Origin of the sequence: Ferrimonas sp. YFM, from assembly GCF_030296015.1 — a bacterium.
Classification (GTDB): domain Bacteria; phylum Pseudomonadota; class Gammaproteobacteria; order Enterobacterales; family Shewanellaceae; genus Ferrimonas.
Genome location: NZ_AP027368.1, coordinates 4,503,089 through 4,525,065, shown reverse-complemented (window position 1 = coordinate 4,525,065; position 21,977 = coordinate 4,503,089). Strand labels below are relative to the sequence as shown.

The 21,977-nt window shown below is 59.3% G+C and carries 19 protein-coding genes; 10 read left to right on the top strand and 9 right to left on the bottom strand.

The features are described from left to right. The 4 genes from mobA to QUE41_RS20890 are packed head-to-tail and all read right to left on the bottom strand — an operon-like array spanning position 1 to position 2,779. On the bottom strand, positions 1-612 hold the full coding sequence (gene mobA, locus QUE41_RS20905) for a molybdenum cofactor guanylyltransferase MobA (protein ID WP_286340881.1): 612 nt from the start codon (positions 610-612) through the stop codon (positions 1-3). After that, positions 596-1,276 carry an ABC transporter ATP-binding protein gene (locus QUE41_RS20900; RefSeq protein WP_286340880.1) on the bottom strand — a complete coding sequence of 227 codons (681 nt, stop codon included), beginning with the start codon at positions 1,274-1,276 and terminating at the stop codon, positions 596-598. The genes mobA and QUE41_RS20900 overlap by 17 nt, the downstream gene beginning before the upstream one ends. Beyond that, positions 1,269-1,976 (bottom strand): ABC transporter permease, encoded by a 708-nt coding sequence (locus QUE41_RS20895; protein WP_286340879.1) that lies wholly within the window; start codon positions 1,974-1,976, stop codon positions 1,269-1,271. The genes QUE41_RS20900 and QUE41_RS20895 overlap by 8 nt, the downstream gene beginning before the upstream one ends. A gap of 5 nt (positions 1,977-1,981) precedes the next feature. Continuing rightward, on the bottom strand, positions 1,982-2,779 hold the full coding sequence (locus tag QUE41_RS20890) for an ABC transporter substrate-binding protein (RefSeq protein WP_286340878.1): 798 nt from the start codon (positions 2,777-2,779) through the stop codon (positions 1,982-1,984). Between the two features lie 207 nt (positions 2,780-2,986). On the opposite strand from QUE41_RS20890, the gene QUE41_RS20885 reads away from it, so the two are divergent. Continuing rightward, positions 2,987-4,363, top strand: coding sequence for a sigma-54-dependent transcriptional regulator (locus QUE41_RS20885; protein WP_286340877.1), 1,377 nt, complete (start codon positions 2,987-2,989; stop codon positions 4,361-4,363). A gap of 80 nt (positions 4,364-4,443) precedes the next feature. Next, entirely contained in the window at positions 4,444-6,456 is a 2,013-nt protein-coding gene (locus QUE41_RS20880; protein WP_286342989.1) for a sensor histidine kinase, read from the top strand. A gap of 39 nt (positions 6,457-6,495) precedes the next feature. Here QUE41_RS20880 and QUE41_RS20875 read toward each other — a convergent pair whose 3' ends face one another. The 3 genes from QUE41_RS20875 to QUE41_RS20865 all read right to left on the bottom strand — a co-directional run bounded on the left by QUE41_RS20875 (position 6,496) and on the right by QUE41_RS20865 (position 9,803). After that, complete coding sequence (locus QUE41_RS20875) at positions 6,496-7,977, bottom strand: hypothetical protein (protein ID WP_286340876.1); 1,482 nt, start codon at positions 7,975-7,977, stop codon at positions 6,496-6,498. Between the two features lie 108 nt (positions 7,978-8,085). Continuing rightward, positions 8,086-8,991 carry a substrate-binding domain-containing protein gene (locus tag QUE41_RS20870; RefSeq protein WP_286340875.1) on the bottom strand — a complete coding sequence of 302 codons (906 nt, stop codon included), beginning with the start codon at positions 8,989-8,991 and terminating at the stop codon, positions 8,086-8,088. Then, positions 8,988-9,803, bottom strand: a complete 816-nt coding sequence (locus tag QUE41_RS20865) for a formate dehydrogenase accessory sulfurtransferase FdhD (protein ID WP_286340874.1) — start codon at positions 9,801-9,803, stop codon at positions 8,988-8,990. Before QUE41_RS20865 ends, QUE41_RS20870 begins: the two co-directional genes overlap by 4 nt. 277 nt (positions 9,804-10,080) lie before the next feature. Here QUE41_RS20865 and QUE41_RS20860 point away from each other — a divergent pair, with 277 nt between their 5' ends. The 8 genes from QUE41_RS20860 (at position 10,081) to QUE41_RS20825 (ending at position 18,456) form a co-directional block, all read left to right on the top strand. After that, positions 10,081-10,548 (top strand): DUF3305 domain-containing protein, encoded by a 468-nt coding sequence (locus tag QUE41_RS20860; protein ID WP_286340873.1) that lies wholly within the window; start codon positions 10,081-10,083, stop codon positions 10,546-10,548. Beyond that, positions 10,535-11,125 carry a DUF3306 domain-containing protein gene (locus tag QUE41_RS20855; protein ID WP_286340872.1) on the top strand — a complete coding sequence of 197 codons (591 nt, stop codon included), beginning with the start codon at positions 10,535-10,537 and terminating at the stop codon, positions 11,123-11,125. The genes QUE41_RS20860 and QUE41_RS20855 overlap by 14 nt, the downstream gene beginning before the upstream one ends. 109 nt (positions 11,126-11,234) lie before the next feature. Next, a complete protein-coding gene (locus QUE41_RS20850; protein WP_286340871.1) occupies positions 11,235-12,929 on the top strand; it encodes a 4Fe-4S binding protein in 1,695 nt (564 codons plus the stop codon). 12 nt (positions 12,930-12,941) lie between these two features. Next, on the top strand, positions 12,942-13,571 hold the full coding sequence (locus QUE41_RS20845; RefSeq protein ID WP_286340870.1) for a TorD/DmsD family molecular chaperone: 630 nt from the start codon (positions 12,942-12,944) through the stop codon (positions 13,569-13,571). Between the two features lie 170 nt (positions 13,572-13,741). Next, entirely contained in the window at positions 13,742-13,936 is a 195-nt protein-coding gene (locus QUE41_RS20840; protein ID WP_286340869.1) for a formate dehydrogenase, read from the top strand. 13 nt (positions 13,937-13,949) lie between these two features. After that, the gene (locus QUE41_RS20835) at positions 13,950-16,811 is read left to right on the top strand and encodes a formate dehydrogenase subunit alpha (protein ID WP_286340868.1); all 2,862 of its coding nucleotides are present in this window, start codon (positions 13,950-13,952) and stop codon (positions 16,809-16,811) included. A gap of 9 nt (positions 16,812-16,820) precedes the next feature. Further along, the gene (fdh3B, locus tag QUE41_RS20830; RefSeq protein ID WP_286340867.1) at positions 16,821-17,399 is read left to right on the top strand and encodes a formate dehydrogenase FDH3 subunit beta; all 579 of its coding nucleotides are present in this window, start codon (positions 16,821-16,823) and stop codon (positions 17,397-17,399) included. Between the two features lie 124 nt (positions 17,400-17,523). Then, a complete protein-coding gene (locus QUE41_RS20825) occupies positions 17,524-18,456 on the top strand; it encodes a formate dehydrogenase subunit gamma (RefSeq protein WP_502876033.1) in 933 nt (310 codons plus the stop codon). A 237-nt stretch (positions 18,457-18,693) separates the two neighbouring features. Here QUE41_RS20825 and QUE41_RS20820 read toward each other — a convergent pair whose 3' ends face one another. Further along, positions 18,694-19,983: a hypothetical protein gene (locus QUE41_RS20820; RefSeq protein WP_286340865.1), complete on the bottom strand. Its 1,290-nt coding sequence runs from the start codon at positions 19,981-19,983 to the stop codon at positions 18,694-18,696. 218 nt (positions 19,984-20,201) lie between these two features. Next, the gene (locus QUE41_RS20815; protein WP_286340864.1) at positions 20,202-21,518 is read right to left on the bottom strand and encodes a hypothetical protein; all 1,317 of its coding nucleotides are present in this window, start codon (positions 21,516-21,518) and stop codon (positions 20,202-20,204) included. Positions 21,519-21,977 lie beyond the last annotated feature (459 nt).

Genomic DNA, 21,977 nt, shown 5'->3' with positions numbered 1-21,977 from the left:
TTACAGATCCTTATTCGCCAGCAGCCGCTGTTCCAGCTCGTCCCGCTGCTCGGCAGTATTGATATTGGCAAAGGCCTCGGCCTGACCGGGGAAGATCACCTTGGTCAGGCGTTTTTGGTTGTACCAAAGCAGAATTTTTCTATCTCCATTGGCCAGAAACTCGTCGATGGAGGGGCCTAAATCCGACTTCATCAGTAGGATAACGGAGTGTTCGCGCTCATCGTCGCAGGCCACGGCGATCTGCGCATCCTCTCTCTGCAACTGATCCAACATTTTGTGAAGCAGGTCACCGGGCAGCATGGGCACATCGCAGGGCAGCACCAGCAGATAGGGAGAGTCGCAATGACGCAGGGCGGTGCGCATGCCGGCCATGGGGCCCTGGAACCCCTCCAGCTCGTCGCTGAACACGGGGTGACCCAGTTCGCCATAGGCATCCTGGTTGCGGTTGGCGATGATCAGGGTCTGGGCGGCATCGGGAACGAAACGCTGCAGAACGTGGCTGATCATCGGCTTCCCTGCCACGGTCACCAGGCCTTTGTCTTCGCCATCCATACGGCGGGCCCGGCCCCCGGCCAGTACGGCCAGGGTGATGTTGTTATTGGTAGCTGGCACGGGGGTGTTCCTCGCTGACAGTATGAAACAGGTGGCCATTGTGTATCTGCCATACGTCGCTGCACAGCTTGGTCACCTCTGTGGTCTGGTGACTGGTGACCATAATGCCGCAGCCTCGCTGTTGCAACTGGGTCACCATGGCGGCCACCACCTCGATGGAGTGCTGGTCCAGGTTGGCGGTGGGTTCATCCAGGAGCAGGATCGCCGGACGTACCACCCAGGCCCGGGCCAGGGCAAGACGCTGACGCTCGCCCCCTGACAGCACCTGGGCGGGACGATCCACCAGATGAGTCAGTTCGGCGGCGCGCAGCGCTTCGTCGATTCGGGCCTCTTTGTCGCTGCGGTTCATCGGCAGCAGGCTGAGGCTGTAAGCCAGGTTTTGACGGACACTGCCGTCGAACAGGTAGGGGGTCTGGTGCAGATAGATGATCTGACCCGCGCCCACCTTGAGACGCCACCAGGGGCCAGGGGCGCCATCGACCCTGCGCTCGCCGCCGTCGGGTTTGCGCAGTCCCGCCAGGGTCTTGAGCAGGGTGGTCTTGCCGGCGCCGTTGGCGCCGCGCAGCCAGATGCTTTGCCCAGCCTCGATGCTGATCTCCTCCGCCTGCAGCAGGGTTCGCCCTTCCACGGCGATCAGAGGATCAATAAGAGAGACCTTAACCACGATGACGATGCTCCTGTTTTCCGCGCAACGCGCTCAGAGAGAAGTTCAGTAACAGCGCCAGGAACACCAGCACCATACCCAGGGCGGCCGCTTGAGCGAACTCCCCTTTGCTGGTTTCCAGGGCGATGGCGGTGGGCATGTTGCGGGTCAGGTTCTGAATGTTTCCCCCCACCAGCATGGAACTGCCCACCTCGGTAATGATACGGCTGAACGCGGCGATGATGGCCACCATCAGTGGCACTCTGAGTTCATGACACAGGGTCAGAAATGCTCTCAGTTTGGACGCCCCCAGGGTGCGGGCGGTTTCCCAGGCCCGCCAGTCGCCGCCGGCAAAGGCGGCGTAACTGGTGGAGACCAGCACCGGCGTCGCCAGCATGATCTGCCCCATTACCATGGCATTCTGGGTGAACAGCCAACGGAGATCGCCCATGGGGCCCTGGCGGAACAGCAGAAGGTAGACCATCAGGCCCACCACCACGGTGGGAATCGCCTGCAGAGTCTGGAACAGGGCGATGCAGGTGTGGCGTCCGGGAAAGCGTCCCTGAGCAAGCACAAAACCCGCCATGATGGCGGGTATCAGACTCAGGCCCAGGGCTTTGACCGAGACAGTGAAGGAGACCAGGATGATGCTCCACACCTTATGATCAAAGCTGAGCAGCAGGCCCACGGCCTGCTGCAGGGTGTCTAGGGTGCTACTCATTCACACTACTTTTTGTAGGTCGCTTTAAACAGCGGCTGACCCTTGATGCGGAAATCATCGATCATCTTCTGACCTTTGTCGCTGATCAGCCAATCGGAGAAGGCTTTGGCGCCGTCATGATTCAGATCTGGGTACTTCTTGTCATTGATCAGAATCACCTGATAGGGGTTTTGCAGGGTCGCGTCGCCCTCGAACAGCACTTTCAGCTTCAGTTTGTGCATAAAGGCCAGGTAGGTGCCACGGTCAGCCAGCAGGTAACCCTGCATTTCGTTGGCGGTCAGCAGCGCAGGGCCCATGCCTTGGCCGATGGCGCGGTAGCCGGCGTACTCATTGGAAACCTCGGCCTTCTTCCACAGGTTCAGCTCTTTCATGTGGGTGCCGGACTCATCGCCGCGGGACACGAAGATGGCGTTGGTGTCGTGGATGCGCTTCATAGCATCGGCGATGCCTTTGGCGTGTTTCAGGTCGGCGGGATCGCTGTCAGGGCCCAGGATAATGAAGTCGTTGGCCATGATCTGACGTGGCATGCGGCCGAACCCGTCATTGACAAACTTGGCTTCGGCGCCTGGGGCGTGGGTCATCACCAGATCCACGTCGCCGTTACGGCCGTGGCGCAGGGCCTTGCCGGTACCGGTGGCGATCACCTGAATGTGGTAGCCGCTGTCCTGCTCAAAGGCGGGCAGCAGGTAGGCCAACAGACCGGAGTTGTCGGTGCTGGTGGTGGTGGCCAGTTTTACGTCCTTGGCCGCAAAGGCGCCAAAACTTAGGGTCAGGGCCAACAGGCCGGTGACGATGCGCTTCATCTGTTTCTCCGTTTTCATTTGGGTATGGCAAATTCTTTTATATGAACAGCAATTTAGATGCCAACTTGGATTCCTTGAAAAGTTTGAGCTGTCTCACAGGATTTTGCTGGTCAACTAGGTCAAAATGACACACCCTTTTAGCGGGCACGGCCAAAATGGCCTAGCCTGGGACAAATTGGCTCCATATCAATCGGACAATGCAGCGCCATGAACAACGATGATGTGCTACAAACCCCAGCCCTGTCGGTTCTGATCGTCGACGACGAACCCGGCATGCGCTCTTTCCTGAAAAAAGCCCTTTCCAAGCGCTTCGCCTTGGTGGAGACCGCCGGCAGTGTCGAAGACGCCGAACGCCTGCGCAGCCGCTGCCATTTCGATCTGCTGGTGGTGGACATCCGCCTGCCGGGCCGGGACGGCATCGAGTGGAACGAGGCCCTGGATCCAGGCAGCCGCCGCTCCGACATCATCTTTATGACCGGCTACGCCGACATGGAGACCGCCATCCGCGCCCTGAGGGCCGGTGCTGCCGACTTCATCATGAAACCCTTCCACCTGGAGCAGATGATGCAGGCAGTAGATCGCTGCCTCGAACGTCGCCTGCTGCGCCGGGAAAACCTGCTGCTGAAGCGGGAGGTGAAGCAGAGCCAGGTCGGCGACGACACCCTGATTGGGGTCAGCGACGCCATGACCCGGGTGAAGGAGGTGATCGACCGGGTGGCCCCCACCAACTCCGTGGTGCTGATCGAGGGGGAGTCCGGCACAGGTAAGGAGCTGGTGGCTCGCCTGCTGCACAAGAAGTCCGGCCGCAGTGGCCCCTTCGTGCCGGTGAACTGTGGTGCCATCGCCCCGGAGCTGCTGGAGAGTGAGCTCTTCGGTCACGTGGCCGGTGCCTTCACCGGTGCCCGCAGTGCCCGTGAGGGACTGTTCAGCTTCGCCAGTGGTGGCACCATCTTCCTGGATGAGATTGGTGAGATGCCGCTGCAGATGCAGACCGCCCTGCTTCGGGTGCTGGAGCAGCGTGCCATCCGTCCCGTGGGCTCCGAGAAGGAGACTCCGGTGGATGTGCGGGTGATCGCCGCCACCAACCGGGAGCTGATGGATGAGGTGAAGGAGGGGCGCTTCCGTCGCGACCTCTACTATCGCCTCAACGTATTGAATGTGCGCATCCCGGCCCTGCGCGAGCGCCAGGATGACATCGTCGAACTGGTGCACCACTTTACCCGGCAGCTGGCGTCAGAGCTGGGCCTGAAAGAGGTCAGCTGGAGCCATGAGGATCTGGAGCTGATGACCCGCCACGACTGGCCGGGCAACATCCGTGAGCTGCGCAACCTGGTGGAGCGCTGCCTGCTCCTGGGTAAGCCGCCGGTGGAGTACTGGCGCCAGCAGATCACCGCGGAGAACACCCAGAGCGATGCCGCCCAGTCAGGCTACCCGGACGAGATGCCTCTGAAAGAGGTGGAGCGCATGCACGTGATGCAGGTGGTGGACAGCCAGCAGGGCAACAAGTCTGCCGCCGCCCGGGTGCTGGGTGTGTCCCGCAAAACCCTGGACCGTAAATTCAAAGAGTGGGGCCTGCAGGAGTGATCTTCTCCTATTGGCGGAAGCGTTTCGAAGGGGACGTACGCCTGCTGACCAGCACGGTGCGCTACCGTTTGCTGGTGTTGATGCTGCTGCCAGTGCTGCTGACCCTGGCCAGCCTGGTGTTCATTACCATCTACTGGAACGTCTCCTACACCGGCAGCCAGCTGTTCATGAAGGTGCGGGCCGATCTGGGGGTGGCCCAAGGGGTGATCCTCGAACAGCTCAATGACCAGGAGCAGGTGATCTCCCAGGTGCAGAGTGCCTGGCAACTGAAGAGCCTGCTGTCTGCCCAGGACTCCCATAACGTGGCCATCAACCGGTTGCTGGAGAAGAGCCGGGAGGACCTCGGCCTGGACTTTTTGCGGCTGCTGACCCTGGAGCAGGTGCTGCTGGAGCCCAGGTTGGCCAAGTTGATGCCGGCCGAGGGTGAACGGGCTCGCTCAGGCATTCAGGTGTTGCAGAAACCGGAGCTGGCCTCCCTGGGGCCGGTACTGGCCCGTCGCGCCGAAATGCCCATCTTATCCACCCCCATGTCCGCCTCCAGTACAGGTGGCATGGAGAGCCGTGGCATGGTGATGCGCACCCTGCTCAAGGTAAAGGCCACCAGTGGTGAGGTGGTGGGGTACCTGGATGGTGGGGTGTTGCTCAATCGCAATCAGACCCTGGTGGACAACATCCGTGACCTGCTTTATGCCCCCGGTACCCTGCCTCAGGATGCCCTGGGGACAGTGACCCTGTTCCTGGACAGCGTACGCATCAGCACCAACGTGCCCGGCAGCCGTGAAGGCGAACAGCGGGCCATCGGCTCTCTGGTTTCCGATCAGGTGCGGATGAAGGTGCTGGATAAGGGGCAGGTGTGGATCGACCGTGCCTTCGTCTACGACGACTGGTACATCTCCGCCTATGCCCCGCTGTATGACGTGGACGGCAAGCGTATCGGCATGCTCTACACCGGATTCACCGAAGCCCCCTTCATCCACAACTATCTGCTGAACATCCTGGAGCTGGGTTTTATCCTGATGGTGGTGCTCTCCCTCTCCGGTCTGGCGGTGTACAAGGGCGCCACCGGCCTGTTGAAGCCCCTGGACCGCATCCACACCGTGGTTCGGGCCATGCAGGAGGGCAAGGAGCGACGCATCGGCAACCTGGGGCTGGACCCGGACAACGAACTGTCCCAGTTGGCACGACAATTTGACCGTATGCTGGATCTGCTGCAGCAGCGAAACCGCCAGATCAAGGCAGCGGCAGAGCAGCTGGAGTTTAAGGTGGAGGAGCGCACCCGCAGCCTCAAGCTGCGTACCCGGGAGCTGAAGGAGAACCTGCAGCTGCTGGAGGAGACCCGGGCGCAGATGGTCACCAACGAAAAGCTGGTGGCTTTGGGTGAGCTCACCGCCGGCATCGCCCATGAGATCAACAACCCCACCGCGGTGATCCTGGGCAACATGGAGCTGATGAAGTTCGAACTGGGAGACCGGGCCGAAGATGTGGAGGAGGAGATCGAGCTGGTGCTGCAACAGGTGCAGCGCATCAAGGCGATCATCCAATCCCTGCTGCAGTACGCCCGCCCCGGAGACTTCGACGCTCCCCTGGAGCGTCAGCCCATCAACCCCATTGTCGAAGAGATGCGGGTGCTGGTACGCCACTCCATCGAGAAGCGGGCCATCGATGTGGCTCTGGATCCTCAGGCAAGTGCCGAGGTGGTGGTCAACCGACAGCAACTGTTGCAGGTGCTGATCAACCTGGTGATCAACGCCAGTCATGCCATGGAGGAGCGTGGGCAGATTCGGGTGAGTACCCGAGACTGGCTGGATGAAGAGGGTCAGGTGAAGGGGGTGCAGATGGCGGTGTCCGATGACGGCTGCGGCATCGACCCTGAGCTGCTGCCCAGAATCTTCGACCCCTTCTTCACCACCCGCAAGACCGGGACCGGCCTGGGACTGGCTCTCTCCTACGGCATCATCCGCCGCTTCGGAGGTCAGATTGAGGTGGACTCCACCAAGGGGGTGGGCACCACCTTCACCATCAACCTCCCCAAGGACGCCCCGTCCAAAGAGGAGGAGACCCAGTCCATCAGCCTTCGAGGGCTGCACGGTTAAACGAAAAAGGGCGCCTGATGGCGCCCTTTGTGTTTTTGCCTACCAGCTCCCGGCATAGTCGATGATGGTCGCCACGCCTGGGTGGTCGGCACCATACTGACGCTGCAGTGCGCCGAGAAGCTCCTCCTGGACAAATAACTCGTGGTCCAGATCCAGTTGCCTGACCCAGGCCTCCACCGCAATCAGGTAGTCAGGGACGCCGCTCTCCACCAGTGCTTTCACCAGATGGCACAGGGCGCCGTAACTTTCATTGAGGTCGTCATAGAGTTCGTCTGCGTGCTCATACTGGGCAAAGTGGACCAGCATCTCCAACAGAGGTTGGGGATGGTTGAGGGCGGCTTGCCGGAAAAACTCTCTCTGGTCCAGCTCTTGGCCCTGGGAGTCCATCAGCATGAACGCGAAGCGCTTTCCCCGTCGCTGTCGGTCGATGTCAGCGCACAGTTTCACCATCCCTTTCAGGGTGTCAGCGGTATCCTCTTTTACAAACAGAGGGATGCGACCCTGGATGCGGGCACTGAACTGCGCTTCTGGTGTCCAGCTGCGCTCGGGCTTGGCTTCCGGCTCGGCCTTAATCTGGACACGCTCGCCGTGACGATCCAGTTGCCACTGCTGCCGGTCCTCGAAGGTGAGGGCGAGCTTGTCCCCCTGCCACTTAAGCCGCTGCAACTGTTCCATCAGATCGCTGAGTGCTTGGTAGTATTCGTCGGCGTCCGCGTCTGCACCCGCAAGCAGTGCCTCCAGATCGTCCAGCTGCTCGTCGGAAAAGGCGCGGGCGGTCAGGGTGCGTACCGGCGCGAAGCTGTCGAGGGAGAACAGCACCAAGGAGAGGTGTGCCTGCGGCTGCCCCTCTTCGTCTGCCGTCATCTGAACTTTTGACCAGTCCAGCATGGCCCCCAATCCCAGTTCAAAATTGAGGGCGGGGCGGCAGAAGTCATCGTCGGCGTTGCCCACTCCTGGCAGGGGACGAAACGAGCTGCGGCCGCTGGCGAGATCCAGCTGGTAGTAGCCGTGAGGCTTCGGCTGGTCCCAGCTGCTGTTGGCATCGCAGCAGTAGAACCAGGCTTCGCCATCGATGGGCTGTTGAAACTGGTACACATCCACCTCGACCTCGTACTCGCAGTCGTCGCCAAGCTGGTCCCAGTCCGGTAGCAGGTGACGGCACAGCGGCTTGAGGCTGGTGGTTTCCAGTACCTCTACAACCTTTTGTAGGCCGTTGGCTTCGTCGCAGTAAGCGACCAGAATATGGTTGCCGTCCCTGCTGATATTGGCGCTCATGGCGATTCGAGCGTCAAATTTGTGCTGGGCCAGCAGGCGCCTGCTGGGGATGTGATAGAGGAACAGGTTGCCGTACCAGTCGGCGATGACCAGGTGGGTGTCGTCCACCACCTCAACCAGGATCAGCTTTTCGTCGCTCTTCATCGCCAGGTGCCAGACCACCCGCTCGCTGCCATCGGGCTGGGGTTCAATGAGCAGGATTTCGGGGGTGGTGGTGAACTCTTCCAGTTCGACGCGATACTTCATGAAGCCTCCTTAGAGTGGGAGGACAAGCATAGAGGTGACTCAGATAAAAGTCATTGATATTTAACTGTAAATTTAGGGTGGGCCGGAGAGGCCCACCCCGGAGCCGCTTTAGCTCGGGCTCCAGATGATGCGGCCACAGCCGGAGAGGTCGTAGCCCCCGAGACGCTGGGCGAAGGCCAGGGTATCCGGGGTTTGCATCAGTTCAAACAGCTGCTGCAGCAGGTAGCGGAAGTAGACACCCTGAGGCATCACCAGGTCGAAGGACTCCTTGCCCAGGGGCACAAACGCCAGGCCAAACTCGCCGGCGATCCCCTGGCAGCCCATGCCAAACTCCGCTTCGTTACGGGCGATCATCCCCGCCAACTCCCGCTCACTGTAGGCGGTATTGACCACATTGATGTCTGTGGTGGTGCGGTGCATCTTGGTGAGCCAGTTGTCGAAGTGATGACGGGCACCGGCGCCCTCCTGACGGGCCACCCAGCGGTAGCGCAGGGCCAGGGTTTCACTGAGGTCGTGACACAGATGCTGATGGTCGCTGCGCATCATCAGGCCGTAATCCCGGCTGCAGGCGTGAACCATCACCCACTGTTTGAACTGAGGGTGGCGCTTGAGCAGGGCGGTGTGGCGCAGATCCCGCTCGGATTCCTCGCCCCAATGCATGGCGCAGACATCCGCGTGGCCGCGGGCCAGCTGATTCAGGCCCAGCTTGGAGCCGGTGGAGCAGTAGTTCACCAGCCCGGCGGATTCGATGCGTCTCCCCAGACGGTTGATCACCCACTGCAGCAGCGGGTCGTCGCTGCCGGTGATGATCAGCCGGTCGGAGAGCATGCCAAAGTGGCAGGACTCCATCACCCAGCGGTCGATCATCGGCTTGGGAAACAGCCACTTACCTGTCACCTTGGTGCCGGGCAACTGCTGCTCGTTGGCCATGGCGTACACCTTTTTCTCGTTCAGATCGAGATACTCGGCAACCTCCTTGGCGTTCATAAACAGGTTTTCGCGTTCCGTCGTCATGCGGGGACCTCATCGAATTCTATGGTTTCAGCGCCGTTGTAGACCAGGAAGTGACGCCCCTTGGCCCGGGAGACCAGGGTGATGCCCAGCTTCTGCGCCAGTTCCAGACCCATCTCGGTAATGCCGGAGCGGGAGACCAGCACCGGAATGCCCATCTTGGCCACCTTGATCACCATCTCCGAGGTGAGGCGACCCGTGGTGTAGAAGATCAGGTCATCGCCGGACTGACGTTTGAGAAACAGTTCCCCCGCCAGGGTGTCTACGGCGTTGTGGCGGCCGATGTCCTCTACGAAGGAGAGGATCTCGGTCTGCTGGCAGACACCGCAACCGTGCACCGCCCCGGCGTTCTTGTAGGTTTCGTTGTACTCACCGAGATTCTTCAGCAGACCGTAGATGGTGGACTGCTTCAGGCTGGGTACCTTCAGGCGGATGTTGTCCACATCGGCCATGAAGCTGCCAAATACCGAGCCCTGGCCGCAGCCTGAGGTCACGGTCTTTTCGCTCAGCTTCTCCTGCAGCCCCTCGATGGACTCGCTGGTGATCACCGCGGCGGAGCTGACGGACCAGTCGACGATCACCGACTCCACCTTGTCCACATCGCTGATGAAGCCCTGATTTTTCAGGTAACCCAGGGCCAGTTTCTCGGGCCGGGCGCCCAGGGTCATCAGGGTCACTATGGGTTGCCAGTTGAGGTAGAGGGTCAGGGGCCGCTCACAGGCGATCTGCTTCTCCAGGCGCTGGCCGGTGGCATCGATGGCCTCCACCGTCTTGGTCAACGGGGCATCGGTGTCGGTTCGACTGAATTGGGGCATAGAGGTTCTTCTGTTCAAGGGGATCTACAAACTCTAGTGATTTGTTAGCAAAAACTGTTCCAGCATTTAGGGGCTTGAGGGCCCCAACTCTGTGAATGGGGTCACTCCATTTCGACCAGTTTGACCCAACACCCTGACCCGGTTGGGACAAAATGTCCTTTCAGACTGTGGGGATGTGATCATTCTCACGCATTCACCCCCATTTTGCGTTGGAACGGTTTTTGCAGCCTCTGGAGCACACTTAAGTGCGGAACAGCCATCACAGGGCGAGGAACCGATGCAACGAACCGAAAACATCTGGCCGCTTCAGGTCAAGCTGAAATCCGAACAGGTCACCATGGGCCGCTGGAGCGAGACCCGCTGGTCGGTGGATGCGCTGCTTCCCGGCGATGCCGAGCAGGTCGAGGGTGCCACCCTGGTGGGGCTGGAGCTGCACCTGGATGAGCGGGCCAACTACCGCCTCAACCTGGACCTGGATAACCCTCTGCTGTTTGTGGTGTGCGACGAAGATGAATCTGGCCAGCCGATCCCCATGCTGGTGACCGCCAACCAGAATATTGCCGCAGGCTGCCTGGAGAGCGATCAGCCGGTGTTTACCTATCCGCTGCCCAAGGCGGTGGGGTGCTGGATTGAGGCCTTTATTACCCGCCATGGCGAACAGCAGATCTGCGCCCATCGCCGTAAGCACATCGATGTGCGCGGAGAGATGAAAGAGCGCCGGGAGAAACGCCATGACCGACCCTAAGCCTGGCCTGCTTTCCCGCTGGCAACAGCGGCTGACCAAGGTCAAGGAGGAGCAGGAGGAGGAGCGCCTGGCCGAGGAGCAGGCTGCTGAAGAGTTGGCGGCCAAAGAGCAGGCTCTGGCCAAAGAGGCGGAAGAGGCGGTCGACGGGGAGGCTGAGGAGGCGGAAGCCAGCTCCGAAGAGGAGGCCGAAGCGCTGCCGGACCCGGACGCCATCGAGGAGGGGGGCAGTTTCGCTGCGTTTCTGAAGGAGGGGGTCGACCCCACCAAGAAGCGTGATGCCTTGCGAGCCTTGTGGAGTCAGCCTCAATACAACATCACCGACGGCATGGCGGAGTACGCCCTGGATTACAGCGATCAACCCAAGCTCAGTGCTCAGGTGGCCAAAGAGGTGGCCACTCAGGTGTTCCGCCATCTGGATAAGGCGCTGGAGGAGGAGCGTCGCCGGGAAGCCCTGGCGAAGGCCGAGCAGGAATCCGGCGAAGGCGAGGAAAACCAGCCAGAATTACCCGGTGCCGACGGGGAGCAGGGACATCTTGACCCAGAGGTCGAACAGGATGACCCAACTCAGCAGAGCTGACCGGGCTTGAAGTCAGCCTCTGAGGTGAGTTGTTGGTACAGCCTTTGCTGATCAACGGTATAAAAAAGAATCCACAGTCACGACCATCCGGCACAGACACAGGGTGGCGATGGCAACAAAGAAACAGGAACGCACAGTGAGCAATACCCAATACGCCGAACAGGCGCTGGCTCAGGTCCAGATGCTGGAGAACCTGATCCCGCAGACGGTTACCTACACTACCGCCGGCCACCTTTTGATTCTCGGGCCGGAGGACGCCATTCGCCTGGCCGCCGCCGATCTCGACGGCATGGCCTCCGTGACTCTGGTGGCCACCGACCCCATCACCAGCCAGGATGAAGATCACCTGGCCCGAGTAATGGATGCGGTGGAGCGCACCGAAAGCCTGCCCAGCTACTACAGCAAGCAGGTTCGCCTGAAAGGTTTCCTGGGTCAGTACCAGGCCTTCATCAAGGAGAGCGACAAGGAGTTGGAACTGGCGCCCGCTGCGGTACGCCGTCCCCACTATGACCTGGTGCTGGACCTGGGGCAGAGCCCCAGCCTGACTCTGGAGCTGCTGCCTCCGGGCTACTTTCACGTGGGCGAGGACGCCAACAAGCTGGCGGCGGCGCTGTCCCAACTGCCTGAACTGGTGGGGGAGTTTTCCAAGCCCCGCTATGTGAAGATCAATGCGGACATCTGTGCCCACCATGGCAGTGGCATCAATGGCTGTACCCGCTGCCTCAACTTCTGCCCGGCCGACGCCATCGCCAGTGTCGACAACCAGATCGTGGTCGACCACAACCTGTGTCATGGTGCCGGCAGCTGTGCCAATGCCTGCCCCACCGGTGCCATCAGTTATGACCAGCCTGCACCGGCCACCCTGCAGGATTACCTGAAGCGACTGATCACCCGATACATCGAACTGGCGGACAACCGCCCCGTGGTGCTGCTCCATGACGCCAGTGCCGGCGACGAGGCGCTGAAGCAGATGCAGGCGCTGCCGGGTGAAGTGCTGCCCGTGGCCCTGGAGGAGATCGCCGTTGCCGCTACCGACAGCTGGTTCTCCGCCCTGGCCTGGGGCGCCCGCCAGGTGGTGGTGCTGACCACCGACGTGACTCCGCCCACCCTGATGGCGCTGATGACCCGGGAGCAGGCCCTGGCTGCCGAGCTTTTGGAGGCCATCGGCCTGCCGGGTCGCATCGAGCTGATGAGTGTGGAGCAGCTGCCGCAGCTGGCCGCCAAGGTGGCCGAGTCTGCCCAGTGGCCCGAGCTGGCCATCGCCGCTTACCCGGCCAGCCTGGCAAAGCGTGATGCCTTCTACAACGGCCTGGATCACCTCAATGGTTGCGCCGCAGACAATCAGGACACCCTGACCATCCCACACCTGCCCTACGGCAAGGTGGTGGTGGACACCGACAAGTGCACCCTGTGTCAGAGCTGCTCCGCCCTGTGTCCGCCCCGCGCCCTGACCGACGGCGGTGACATGCCGGCCCTCAACTTTACCGAGCAGTCCTGCGTTCAGTGCGGTCTGTGTGAGCAGGCCTGTCCTGAAAAGGCCATTACTCTTGTCAGCCAGGTGACCCTGGACCGGGAGCTGCGTCAGCAACCCCGGGTACTGCATGAGGAGCCACCTTTTGAATGTATCCGCTGTGGCAAGGCCTTTGCCACCGCCGCAGTGATCAACAAGATCACCGCCCAGATGCAGAACCACACCGCCTTTGCCGGTGATGCCATCAAGCGTATTCAGATGTGTGAAGACTGCAGAGTCAAAGACATGTTTGAAGACATCCTGAACGATCCTGAGAAGCAACTGCGCGTTTAAACAGAGGTAATCATGACAGAACAACAGCAAAATCGAGTGGTGCCTGAGTTGCAACAGTTCCGCGCCGACATTTACCAGTTGCTGGCGGCCCTGCTGCGCAGCGCCCCCTCTCAGGACCTGATGGATTTCCTCAGCCAGCTGGAGGTGAGCAGCGACGAAGACGGTGAGATGGTGCGTGCCTGGAGTGGCCTGAAGCTGGCCGCCCAGACCTACAGCGTCGAAAGCGTCACCCAGGAGTACACCGATCTGTTTATCGGCCTGGGTCACGGCGAGGTGATCCCCTACGCCAGCTGGTATATGACCGGCACCCTGATGGACACCCAACTGGTGCAGCTGCGTCAGGACCTGGCCCGTCTCGGCTTTGCCCGGGAGGAGCAGGTGAAGGAGCCGGAGGATCACATCGCCGCCATCTGTGAAGTGATGGCGGTGCTGCTGCTGGAGACCCCTCAGCATGTGCAACTGAGCTTCTGGAACAAGCATCTGAAGCCCTGGGCGGATCGCCTCTGGAGCGATCTGGCCAACGCCAAGGCGGCGGCCTTCTACGCGGCGGTCGCCCACCTGGCGGAGCAGTTCTTTACGCAGGAAGCGGATGAGTTTGCCGCCCTGACCCTGGATACCCCGGTTCAGGAGGGCAGCGTTTAACCGAAACGGTGGGAGAGGCCAGATAGGGGGGCTTGCCTTTGTTGGTGTAAAAACAGGCACCAAAGGTGAACACCCCCTACACTTCTAGCCACTCCCTGAAGTCCGGAGTACCCGGCGGTGGGGCAGCCTGATGTCGCCCCACCTTAATCCATTAACACCTTGGAGGTGTTATGAAAGACAGGCAAACCCAGCAACAGCGGCGCGCCCTGCTCAAGGCCTTCGGCCTGGGAGCGGGCACCCTGGCACTGGCCAGCGGCAGCGCCAAGGCGGCACTGACGTCGTCTCCCACCCAAGACGCGCAATCCGACACCCGGTTCAGGGTGACGGCTCATGTTCAAACCTACTACAAGACCCTAAAGGACTGAGGGAGGCTCGAGTATGAAACTGATGCGCAAACTTCACGTCGATACTCCCGCTCGCGAGTCGGTCTCGCTGGGGCTGAATCGACGTCAGTTCCTTAAGCAGGCGGGCATCGCCTCTGGCGGCATCGCCGCGGCCTCCATGTTGGGCTCCGGCATGATCCGCAAGGCTCAGGCGGCCACCACGGCCAAAGGGCCAGTGGAAACCAAACGCACCATCTGCACCCACTGCTCAGTGGGCTGCGGCATCTATGCCGAGGTCAGCAGCGGCGTCTGGACAGGCCATGAACCCGCCTTTGATCATCCTTTCAACCGGGGGGCCCACTGCGCCAAAGGCGCCTCTGTGGTTCACCACACTCACAGTGAAAAGCGGGTGAAATATCCGATGAAGCTGGAGGGGGGAAAATGGAAGAAACTCACCTGGGATGAAGCGATCAACCAGGTGGGGGACCTGATGCTGAAGATCCGCCAGGAGTCCGGCCCGGATGCCCTGTTCTTTATGGGCAGTGCCAAGTTCTCCAATGAGCAATGTTATCTCTACCGCAAATTCGCCGCCATGTGGGGCACCAACAACATCGACCACTCGGCGCGAATCTGTCACTCCACCACGGTAGCCGGTGTGGCCAACACCTGGGGCTACGGGGCCATGACCAACTCTTACAACGACATGCACCACTGTAAGAGCATGCTGTTTATCGGCTCCAACCCTGCCGAAGCGCACCCGGTCTCCCTGCAGCACGTGCTGGTGGGTAAAGAGCGCGGCGCCAAGATGATCGTGGTCGATCCCAGGTTCACCCGTACCGCGGCCCACGCCGATGAGTACGTGCACATCCGCCCGGGTACCGACATCCCCTTCATCTACGGCCTGCTGTGGCACATCTTCGAAAATGGCTGGGAGGACCAGGATTTCATCGACCGTCGGGTCTGGGCCATGGACGAGATCAAGGCCGAGGTGAAGAACTATCCGCCGGACGAGGTGGCGGACATCACCGGGGTCTCCGGTGAACAGATGAAGCGGGTGGCCAAGACCCTGGCCGAGCACCGCCCCGGCACCATCGTCTGGTGCATGGGGGGAACCCAGCATACCGTAGGTAACGCCAACACCCGTGCTTACTGCATCTTGCAGCTGGCCCTGGGCAACATGGGCACCTCCGGCGGCGGTGCCAACATCTTCCGCGGTCACGACAACGTACAGGGGGCCACCGACCTGGGGCTGCTGTTTGACAACCTCCCCGGTTACTACGGCCTCTCGGAAGGGGCCTGGAAACACTGGTCGCGGGTGTGGGAGCTGGATTATGACTGGGTGAAGAGCCGCTTCGATCAGGGCGAATACCTGGGCAAGAAACCGATGACCACCCCGGGCATCCCCTGTTCCCGCTGGCACGACGGCGTGATGGAGGACCCGGCCAAGCTGGGTCAGAAAGACAACATCCGCATGGCCTTCTACTGGGGACAGTCGGTGAACACCGAGACCCGTGGACGGGAAGTCCGGGAAGCCCTCAACCAGATGGATGCGGTGGTGGTGGTGGATCCCTATCCCACCATGGCGGCGGTGATGCACACCCGTAAGGACAATGTGTTCCTGTTGCCAGCCTGTACCCAGTTCGAGACCTATGGTTCGGTGACCGCCTCCAATCGTTCCATTCAGTGGCGCGACAAGGTGGTCGATCCGGTGTTCGAGTCCAAGCCCGACCAGGAGATCATGTATCTGCTGGCCAAGAAGCTGGGCTTCGGCGACCAGTTCTGTAAGAACATCAAGGTCAACAACAACGAACCCCTGGTGGAAGACGTGACCCGCGAGTGGAACCGCGGCATGTGGACCATCGGCATGACAGGCCAGTCTCCAGAGCGGCTGAAGATGCACCAGATGAACTGGGGCACCTTCGAGTTCGAGGACCTCTCTGCCCGCGGCGGCCCCGCCAAGGGCGAAACCTATGGTCTGCCCTGGCCCTGTTGGGGCACTCCGGAGCTTGGGCATCCGGGTTCTCACATCCTCTATGACACCTCCAAGCACATCATGGAGGGGGGCGGTAACTTCCGTGCCCGCTTCGGCGTGGAGTATGAGGGGCAGAACCTGCTGGCCAACGACCCGGGTTCCAAGGGCAATGAGCTGGGTGGTGGCCACCCTGAGTTCACCGATCAGATGCTCAAGCAGCTGGGCTGGTGGAGCGAGTTGACCACTGAGGAGCAGCAGGCGGCCGAAGGACGCAACTGGAAGACCGACCTGTCCGGCGGCATTCAGCGGGTGGCCATGGCCCATGGTTGTATCCCCTATGGCAACGCCCGGGCCCGATGCAAGGTGTGGACCTTCCCGGATCCTGTGCCCATCCACCGTGAGCCCCTGTATACCCCGAGACGGGATCTGGCGCTGAAGTACCCTAACCTGGATGACCGCCAGGTGCACCGTCTGCCGACCCTGTACAAGTCGATTCAGGAGAAGGTGATTCGCGAAAATCTGGATAAGAAGTTCCCGTTGATCGTGACCACCGGACGACTGGTTGAGTACGAGGGTGGTGGTGAGGAGACCCGTTCCAACCCCTGGCTGGCGGAACTGCAACAGACCATGTTCGTCGAGATGAATCCGGCGGATGCGGCGGACCGCGGCATCAGGGAGGGGGATGCGGTGACCCTGCACAGTCCGGAAGGGCCGGTGCTGGAGATCGTCGCCATGATCACCGAGCGGGTGATACCGGGTGAGTGCTTCATGCCCTATCACTTCGCCGGCATCTTCGAAGGCGAAAGTCTGGTTCCAAGATACCCTGAGGGCACGGTGCCCTATGTCCAGGGTGAGTCTGCCAACACCGCCATGACCTATGGTTATGACCCGGTGACCCAGATGCAGGAAACCAAGGTGTCCATCTGCCAGATCAACAGGGCATAAGGAGGCTCCATGGCAACGATGAAATTCCTTTGCGACACCAAGCGCTGCATCGAGTGTAACGGTTGCGTGGTCGCCTGTAAGAGTAAAAACGACTCCTCCCTGGAGTGGGGCATCCAGCGCCGTCGGGTGGTGACCATCAACGACGGTCAGGTGGGTAAGGAGGCCTCCATCTCGGTGGCCTGCATGCACTGCTCAGACGCGCCCTGTATGGCGGTGTGTCCGGCAGACTGCTTTGAGCGCACCGCCGACGGCATCGTCCGTCACTCCAAGGATAAGTGCATCGGTTGTGGATACTGCTTCTACGCCTGCCCCTTTGGGGCGCCGCAGTTCCCGAAACAGTCGGTGTTCGGATCCAAGGGCAAGATGGACAAGTGCACCTATTGCGCCGGTGGCCCTGACGCCGAACCTGGTTCCGAGAAGGAGCGGGAGTTGTACGGTGCCAACCGCATCGCCGAGGGCAAACTGCCCTTCTGCGCCGAGGTGTGCTCCACCAAGTCGCTGCTGGCCGGTGATGCCGAGACCATCTCTGAGATCTTCCGCCAGAGGGTAGCGGTTCGAGGAGCATCGGAAGCGGGCTGGGACAGCTAAGGAGGTCGCAATGCGAAGCAATAATCTGTTGCGCCTGTTGTGCTGGCCTCTGCTTGCCCTGGTGTTGAGTGCGGGGGCGTACGCGTCCTCGCCCGATGCCGAGGAGCAGGCGGGCAGGGCGCTGATGGCGGCTCAGGCGGCGGAGTTACAGGCTGCAGAAGCTCAGGCGGCCAACGAACCGGATCCCCTGTGGACCCAGGTTCGTGCCGGTGAGTCTGGGCGTACCACGGCTCAGGGGCCCTTTGCCGGGCAGCTGATCAACGCCTATGACCCGGCGCTGGTGTCCACCCGCAGTGACACCACGGCGCCTGCGCTGGCGGCGGCTCTGTTCGGGGTGTTCGTGATCTTTGCCCTGTTCGTGCTGGTGAATGGGCCCTCGCGGCTCAGTGCCGGGTTCTCCAATGTCATGGTGAAGCGTTGGCCCAAGACCGACGTTTTCATCCACTGGCTGATGGCGATCCCCTGCCTGCTGCTGATCATCACGGGCCTGATGCTGCTGGCGGGCCGCTATGTGTTCGGTGCCTGGCTTGGGCCGGATGCGGTGGCCGCCATGGCCGCCATGGCCAAGCCGATCCACGACTACATGGCGATACCTTTCGCCATTGGGGCCATACTGGCGATGTTGCGCTGGATGAAGCACAACATCCCTGCCGGCTATGACCTCAAGTGGTTCACCACAGTGGGCGGCTACCTCAACTTCGGGCCCTTCAAGGACGCCCATCCGGACGCGGGGTTCTCCAACGCCGGTGAGAAGTTGTGGTTCTGGTGTTTCACCATCTTCGGGCTGATCATCATCGGCTCGGGTGTGGTGATGTTGTTCCCGGATCTGGTTGAGCCGACCCGCAATGGCAGCCTGCTGGCGATCACCCTCCATGGCCTCAGTGCCATCGTTCTGACCGGCTTTACCGTAGTGCACATCTTCATGGCTACGGTGATGTCGGAAGGGGGCATGGAGTGTATGGTCTCCGGTTACTGCGATGAGAACTGGGCCAAACAGCACCACAATGTCTGGTACGACGAAATCAAAGCGGAGGGCTCTATCGAGTATCGCTCTTGAAAACGTGACTGTGAGCGCGGTGCTGAGCAGCACCAGCAACGTGTTCCGGTCGACGAAATCAAGGCGGAGGGCTCTATCGAGTATCGCTCTTGAAAACGTGACTGTGAGCGCGGTGCTGAGCAGCACCAGCAACGTGTTCCGGTCGACGAAATCAAAGCGGAGGGCTCCATCGAGTACCGCTGTTGATTCAGCAAGCTAAAATTCAAAGGGCCCGTCTGGGCCCTTTGTCTTCCTTAATCAGGTTCCCATGATCGTGAGGGACTGAAAGCTCAGGCGCGAATAGTCAGTGGAGCGTTCATCCGGGGCCTTAGCCTGCTCTTCGAACATCATCTGACGATAGGCCTGCAGCGTCAAAGGTTTATCGATTCCCATCGTCATTACGGAGATCATCCGCCCTTTGTTCTGCTTTTCCAGTTGGCGCTCAACGTCTTCTGGCAGCTTCAGCAGAGGCAGAGTCCCGCTTGTGGGGCCGCTAATGGACCAGAGAGTGGCATAATCCTTAGCCTTTGTTTGAACAAGCATGACACTGGCACTGCCTGCCTCTCTCAGGTCATAGTGAGCCAGTGCTTGCTCATCGGCCACGGCGCCAATCAGCTTAAAGGCCACCTCGTTGAATTGGACCGAAGTGTCCTCCATGGCTAGGGTGGCCCGGTGCTCTTTAATGGGCACGGAAACGCTGCGGGTGTAAAAGATAACAGGGCCTAGTCGCTGTGCTTGAGAGCCTCGATAGTAGGGTTTGCTGCCCAGATTGGGGAAATAGTAACTGGTGCCACCTGCTGGGTTGGCCACCGTCAAATCATCAAACCCGTCCGCTCCATTAATGTAACTCTCCCCTGCAAAGGCCTCGGAAGACCAGGAAACCTCAAGCTCTGTCGCTTCATTCTCCTCGCTGCTCATCAGGTCTGCCGGAATGGACAGTGTTGAAGGAGTGGCGTCGGTGATGGGGTAGAGTGCGCCGTACGGCTTGGGGCCATTGGTCTTTGGCATCGCTACCAGACTTAAGGGTTGCCACTTGCCTTGATGCTGACAGGTCTGGAAGCTGAGGGTGTCATTGACGTCTTCGAAGTCGTCGACAGTGAGGCTGTAGTTGCCCAGTTGCGCCCTCAACTCTGTGGTATCAACCTTAATCTCCTTGCAATTGCGATCCCCAGCAATATCTTCCCGAGACAGGGTCAGGGTATCTATACCCTGACTGTTCCAGTTCAGGAAGGAGTGGATCACCGGGATGGGATCCGTTTGGGGCCCACGAGATTGAACGATACTGAGGTGAGCCGTATTTTCGGGAAGTTCTTTGGGCCCAACTCCGTCCTTGGCGTCATAGGTGCCCACAACGGCACCATCCAGGCTGTGGAAAACGAAGCGGGTTGTGGGGTCGACCATGACTTCACCGGCTTCGTTGATTACCTTCACCTGCAACGGGTGGCTTGTGCCACTGTTTGTTTTCGCAGTGCCACCGCCACCGCCACCGCCGCAGGCAGTCAGTGTCAGGGCCAGCGCAGTGCAGAGTGCAATCTTTGAAATTTCCATATTGTACTTCCTAATCAATATCTTCCTGCAAGATGCTAGAGGTGAGAGAGTCGCTCATCAAATGAAATCACAGGTGGAAGCTCCCGGTTGTGAGGCAACTGAGATAAGGGGTTTCGAATCTGGAATCTCAGGCCGGTGCTTGAGCGGAATACGGTTTGATTGAAAGTAGGAACAGGGTCGAGGAGCTATTTTCTCCTCGACACCCGGCTAGTGCAGTATCAGTCCGCCCAGATTGATAGTGCTTCTGTCTGGTAGTAAGGAAGAAGTGGCTTGGTCGTTTCGACTGACTTGGTATAAGCGTTCTCTACTAGGCGCCTGTACTCTTGAAACGCCATTGGCTTATCGGTGCCTGTAATGGAGATACCGGTTAGCTTTCCGCGATGAGTTTCTACCTTTTCCATGAGTTCATCTGGAAGCTTTAACTCGGGAATAGCGCCTTTAATTGGGGCGTTTATGATCCAGAGTGGAGTGAAGTTTTCCGCTAGTATCGTTAAGTACAATTCGCTGCCGTTATTGTCGAAAGAGGTCAAATCGTAGATTGCTTCTTTTCCAGTTTCTTTTGTCACCGTTAAAAGCGGCTTGATAGCTTCATAGTATAAGGCGCCATTGTCTGAGAGATTGATTGTCACAGACCTGTCCTCGATGGGGACTGTAATTTGGTGACTATAGATAACTCCTTTATCTATATGTGTAGTGTGTTCGGCCCGATAGATAGGGTTACTACCCATCTTTGGAAGGTAGTAAGCGGTTTTGCCAGCTTCATGTCGAATGGGAAGATACTGACTTAAATAGCCGGTTGGGTCTTGGTAACTTTTAAAATAACTTAGGCCTGCACCTTCAATCCCTGTCCAATTTACCTCCAAAACTTCGGCTGTGTTTTCTGACGCTTCCATGAGGTTAACCGGCAGTGAGATCTTATCTGGAGTGTTGTCAGATACAGGGAAGTATGCGCCGTAAGTCTCGGTTCCTTCAATGTTTGGACGTGCAACAACGCTTAGAGGGGACCACTCGCCCTTGCGTTTGCAGGTTGTGACATCAGTGATATTTTTCCAGCTTAGATCGTTACCTCCAATGTTCATCTGGTAGTCACCTAACTGAGTATTCAGAGCATTGGCATCCACAGAGAGTGTTCGGCAGTTACATTTCTCCTGTAGACCCCAGCGATCCAGGGTGAGAGTTTCGATGCCTTGCCCATCCCAGTCAATGAAAGTCTTAAGGAAAGGCGGGACACCGGGTAAGTTGTCCCTGAACTGGAGTAATGTGAGGTGCTGGGTTCCCTTGGGAAGGGTGTCTGGGCCTATGCCCGCTTCGGACTTCGTTGTGCCCAGAACTACTCCATCTTTATCGTGAAAAATAAAGGTTGTGGGTACAACTTCAATCTGACCGCAGGAGTTAAATACCTGAACTTTAAGAGGGGAGGCCTTAGTGGGTTCTGTAGCGTTATCAGTCTTTGGTGAGTCATTGCTTCCGCCTCCCCCGCAGGCAGTCAGTGTCAGGGCCAGTGCAGTGCAGAGTGCAATCTTTGAAATTTCCATATTGTACTTCCTAATCAATATCTTCCTGCAAGATGCTAGAGGTGAGTGAGTCGCTCATCAAATGAAATCACAGGTGGAAGCTCCCGGTTGTGAGCTAACTGAGATAAGGGGTTTCGAACCGGAATATGGTGTTTGCCTTCCAGGAGTGGCTCAATACGATTTGCCTAGGCGCATTTATGAAGGACGGATGATGAACTGTACAAAAAATGAGCAAACAGTTCGATCCAGACCGCTTTTTTTGCCCCTTTTCGGGGATTATTTTTCACTTGTTGGCGGAAAAAGTCTGACTCAAAGCCCGTTGGCATAACCATACCTATAGCGGGGATATCCCCCACCTGTCCCACTCTGACCCATTGATCACAAATTGATAACATTCGCGGTCAATATGTCCCAATGCTTATGATTTTTCTCGGAAAATCAGAGCGAACCAAAGTTGATTTGAATCACGTTTTCCCTCTT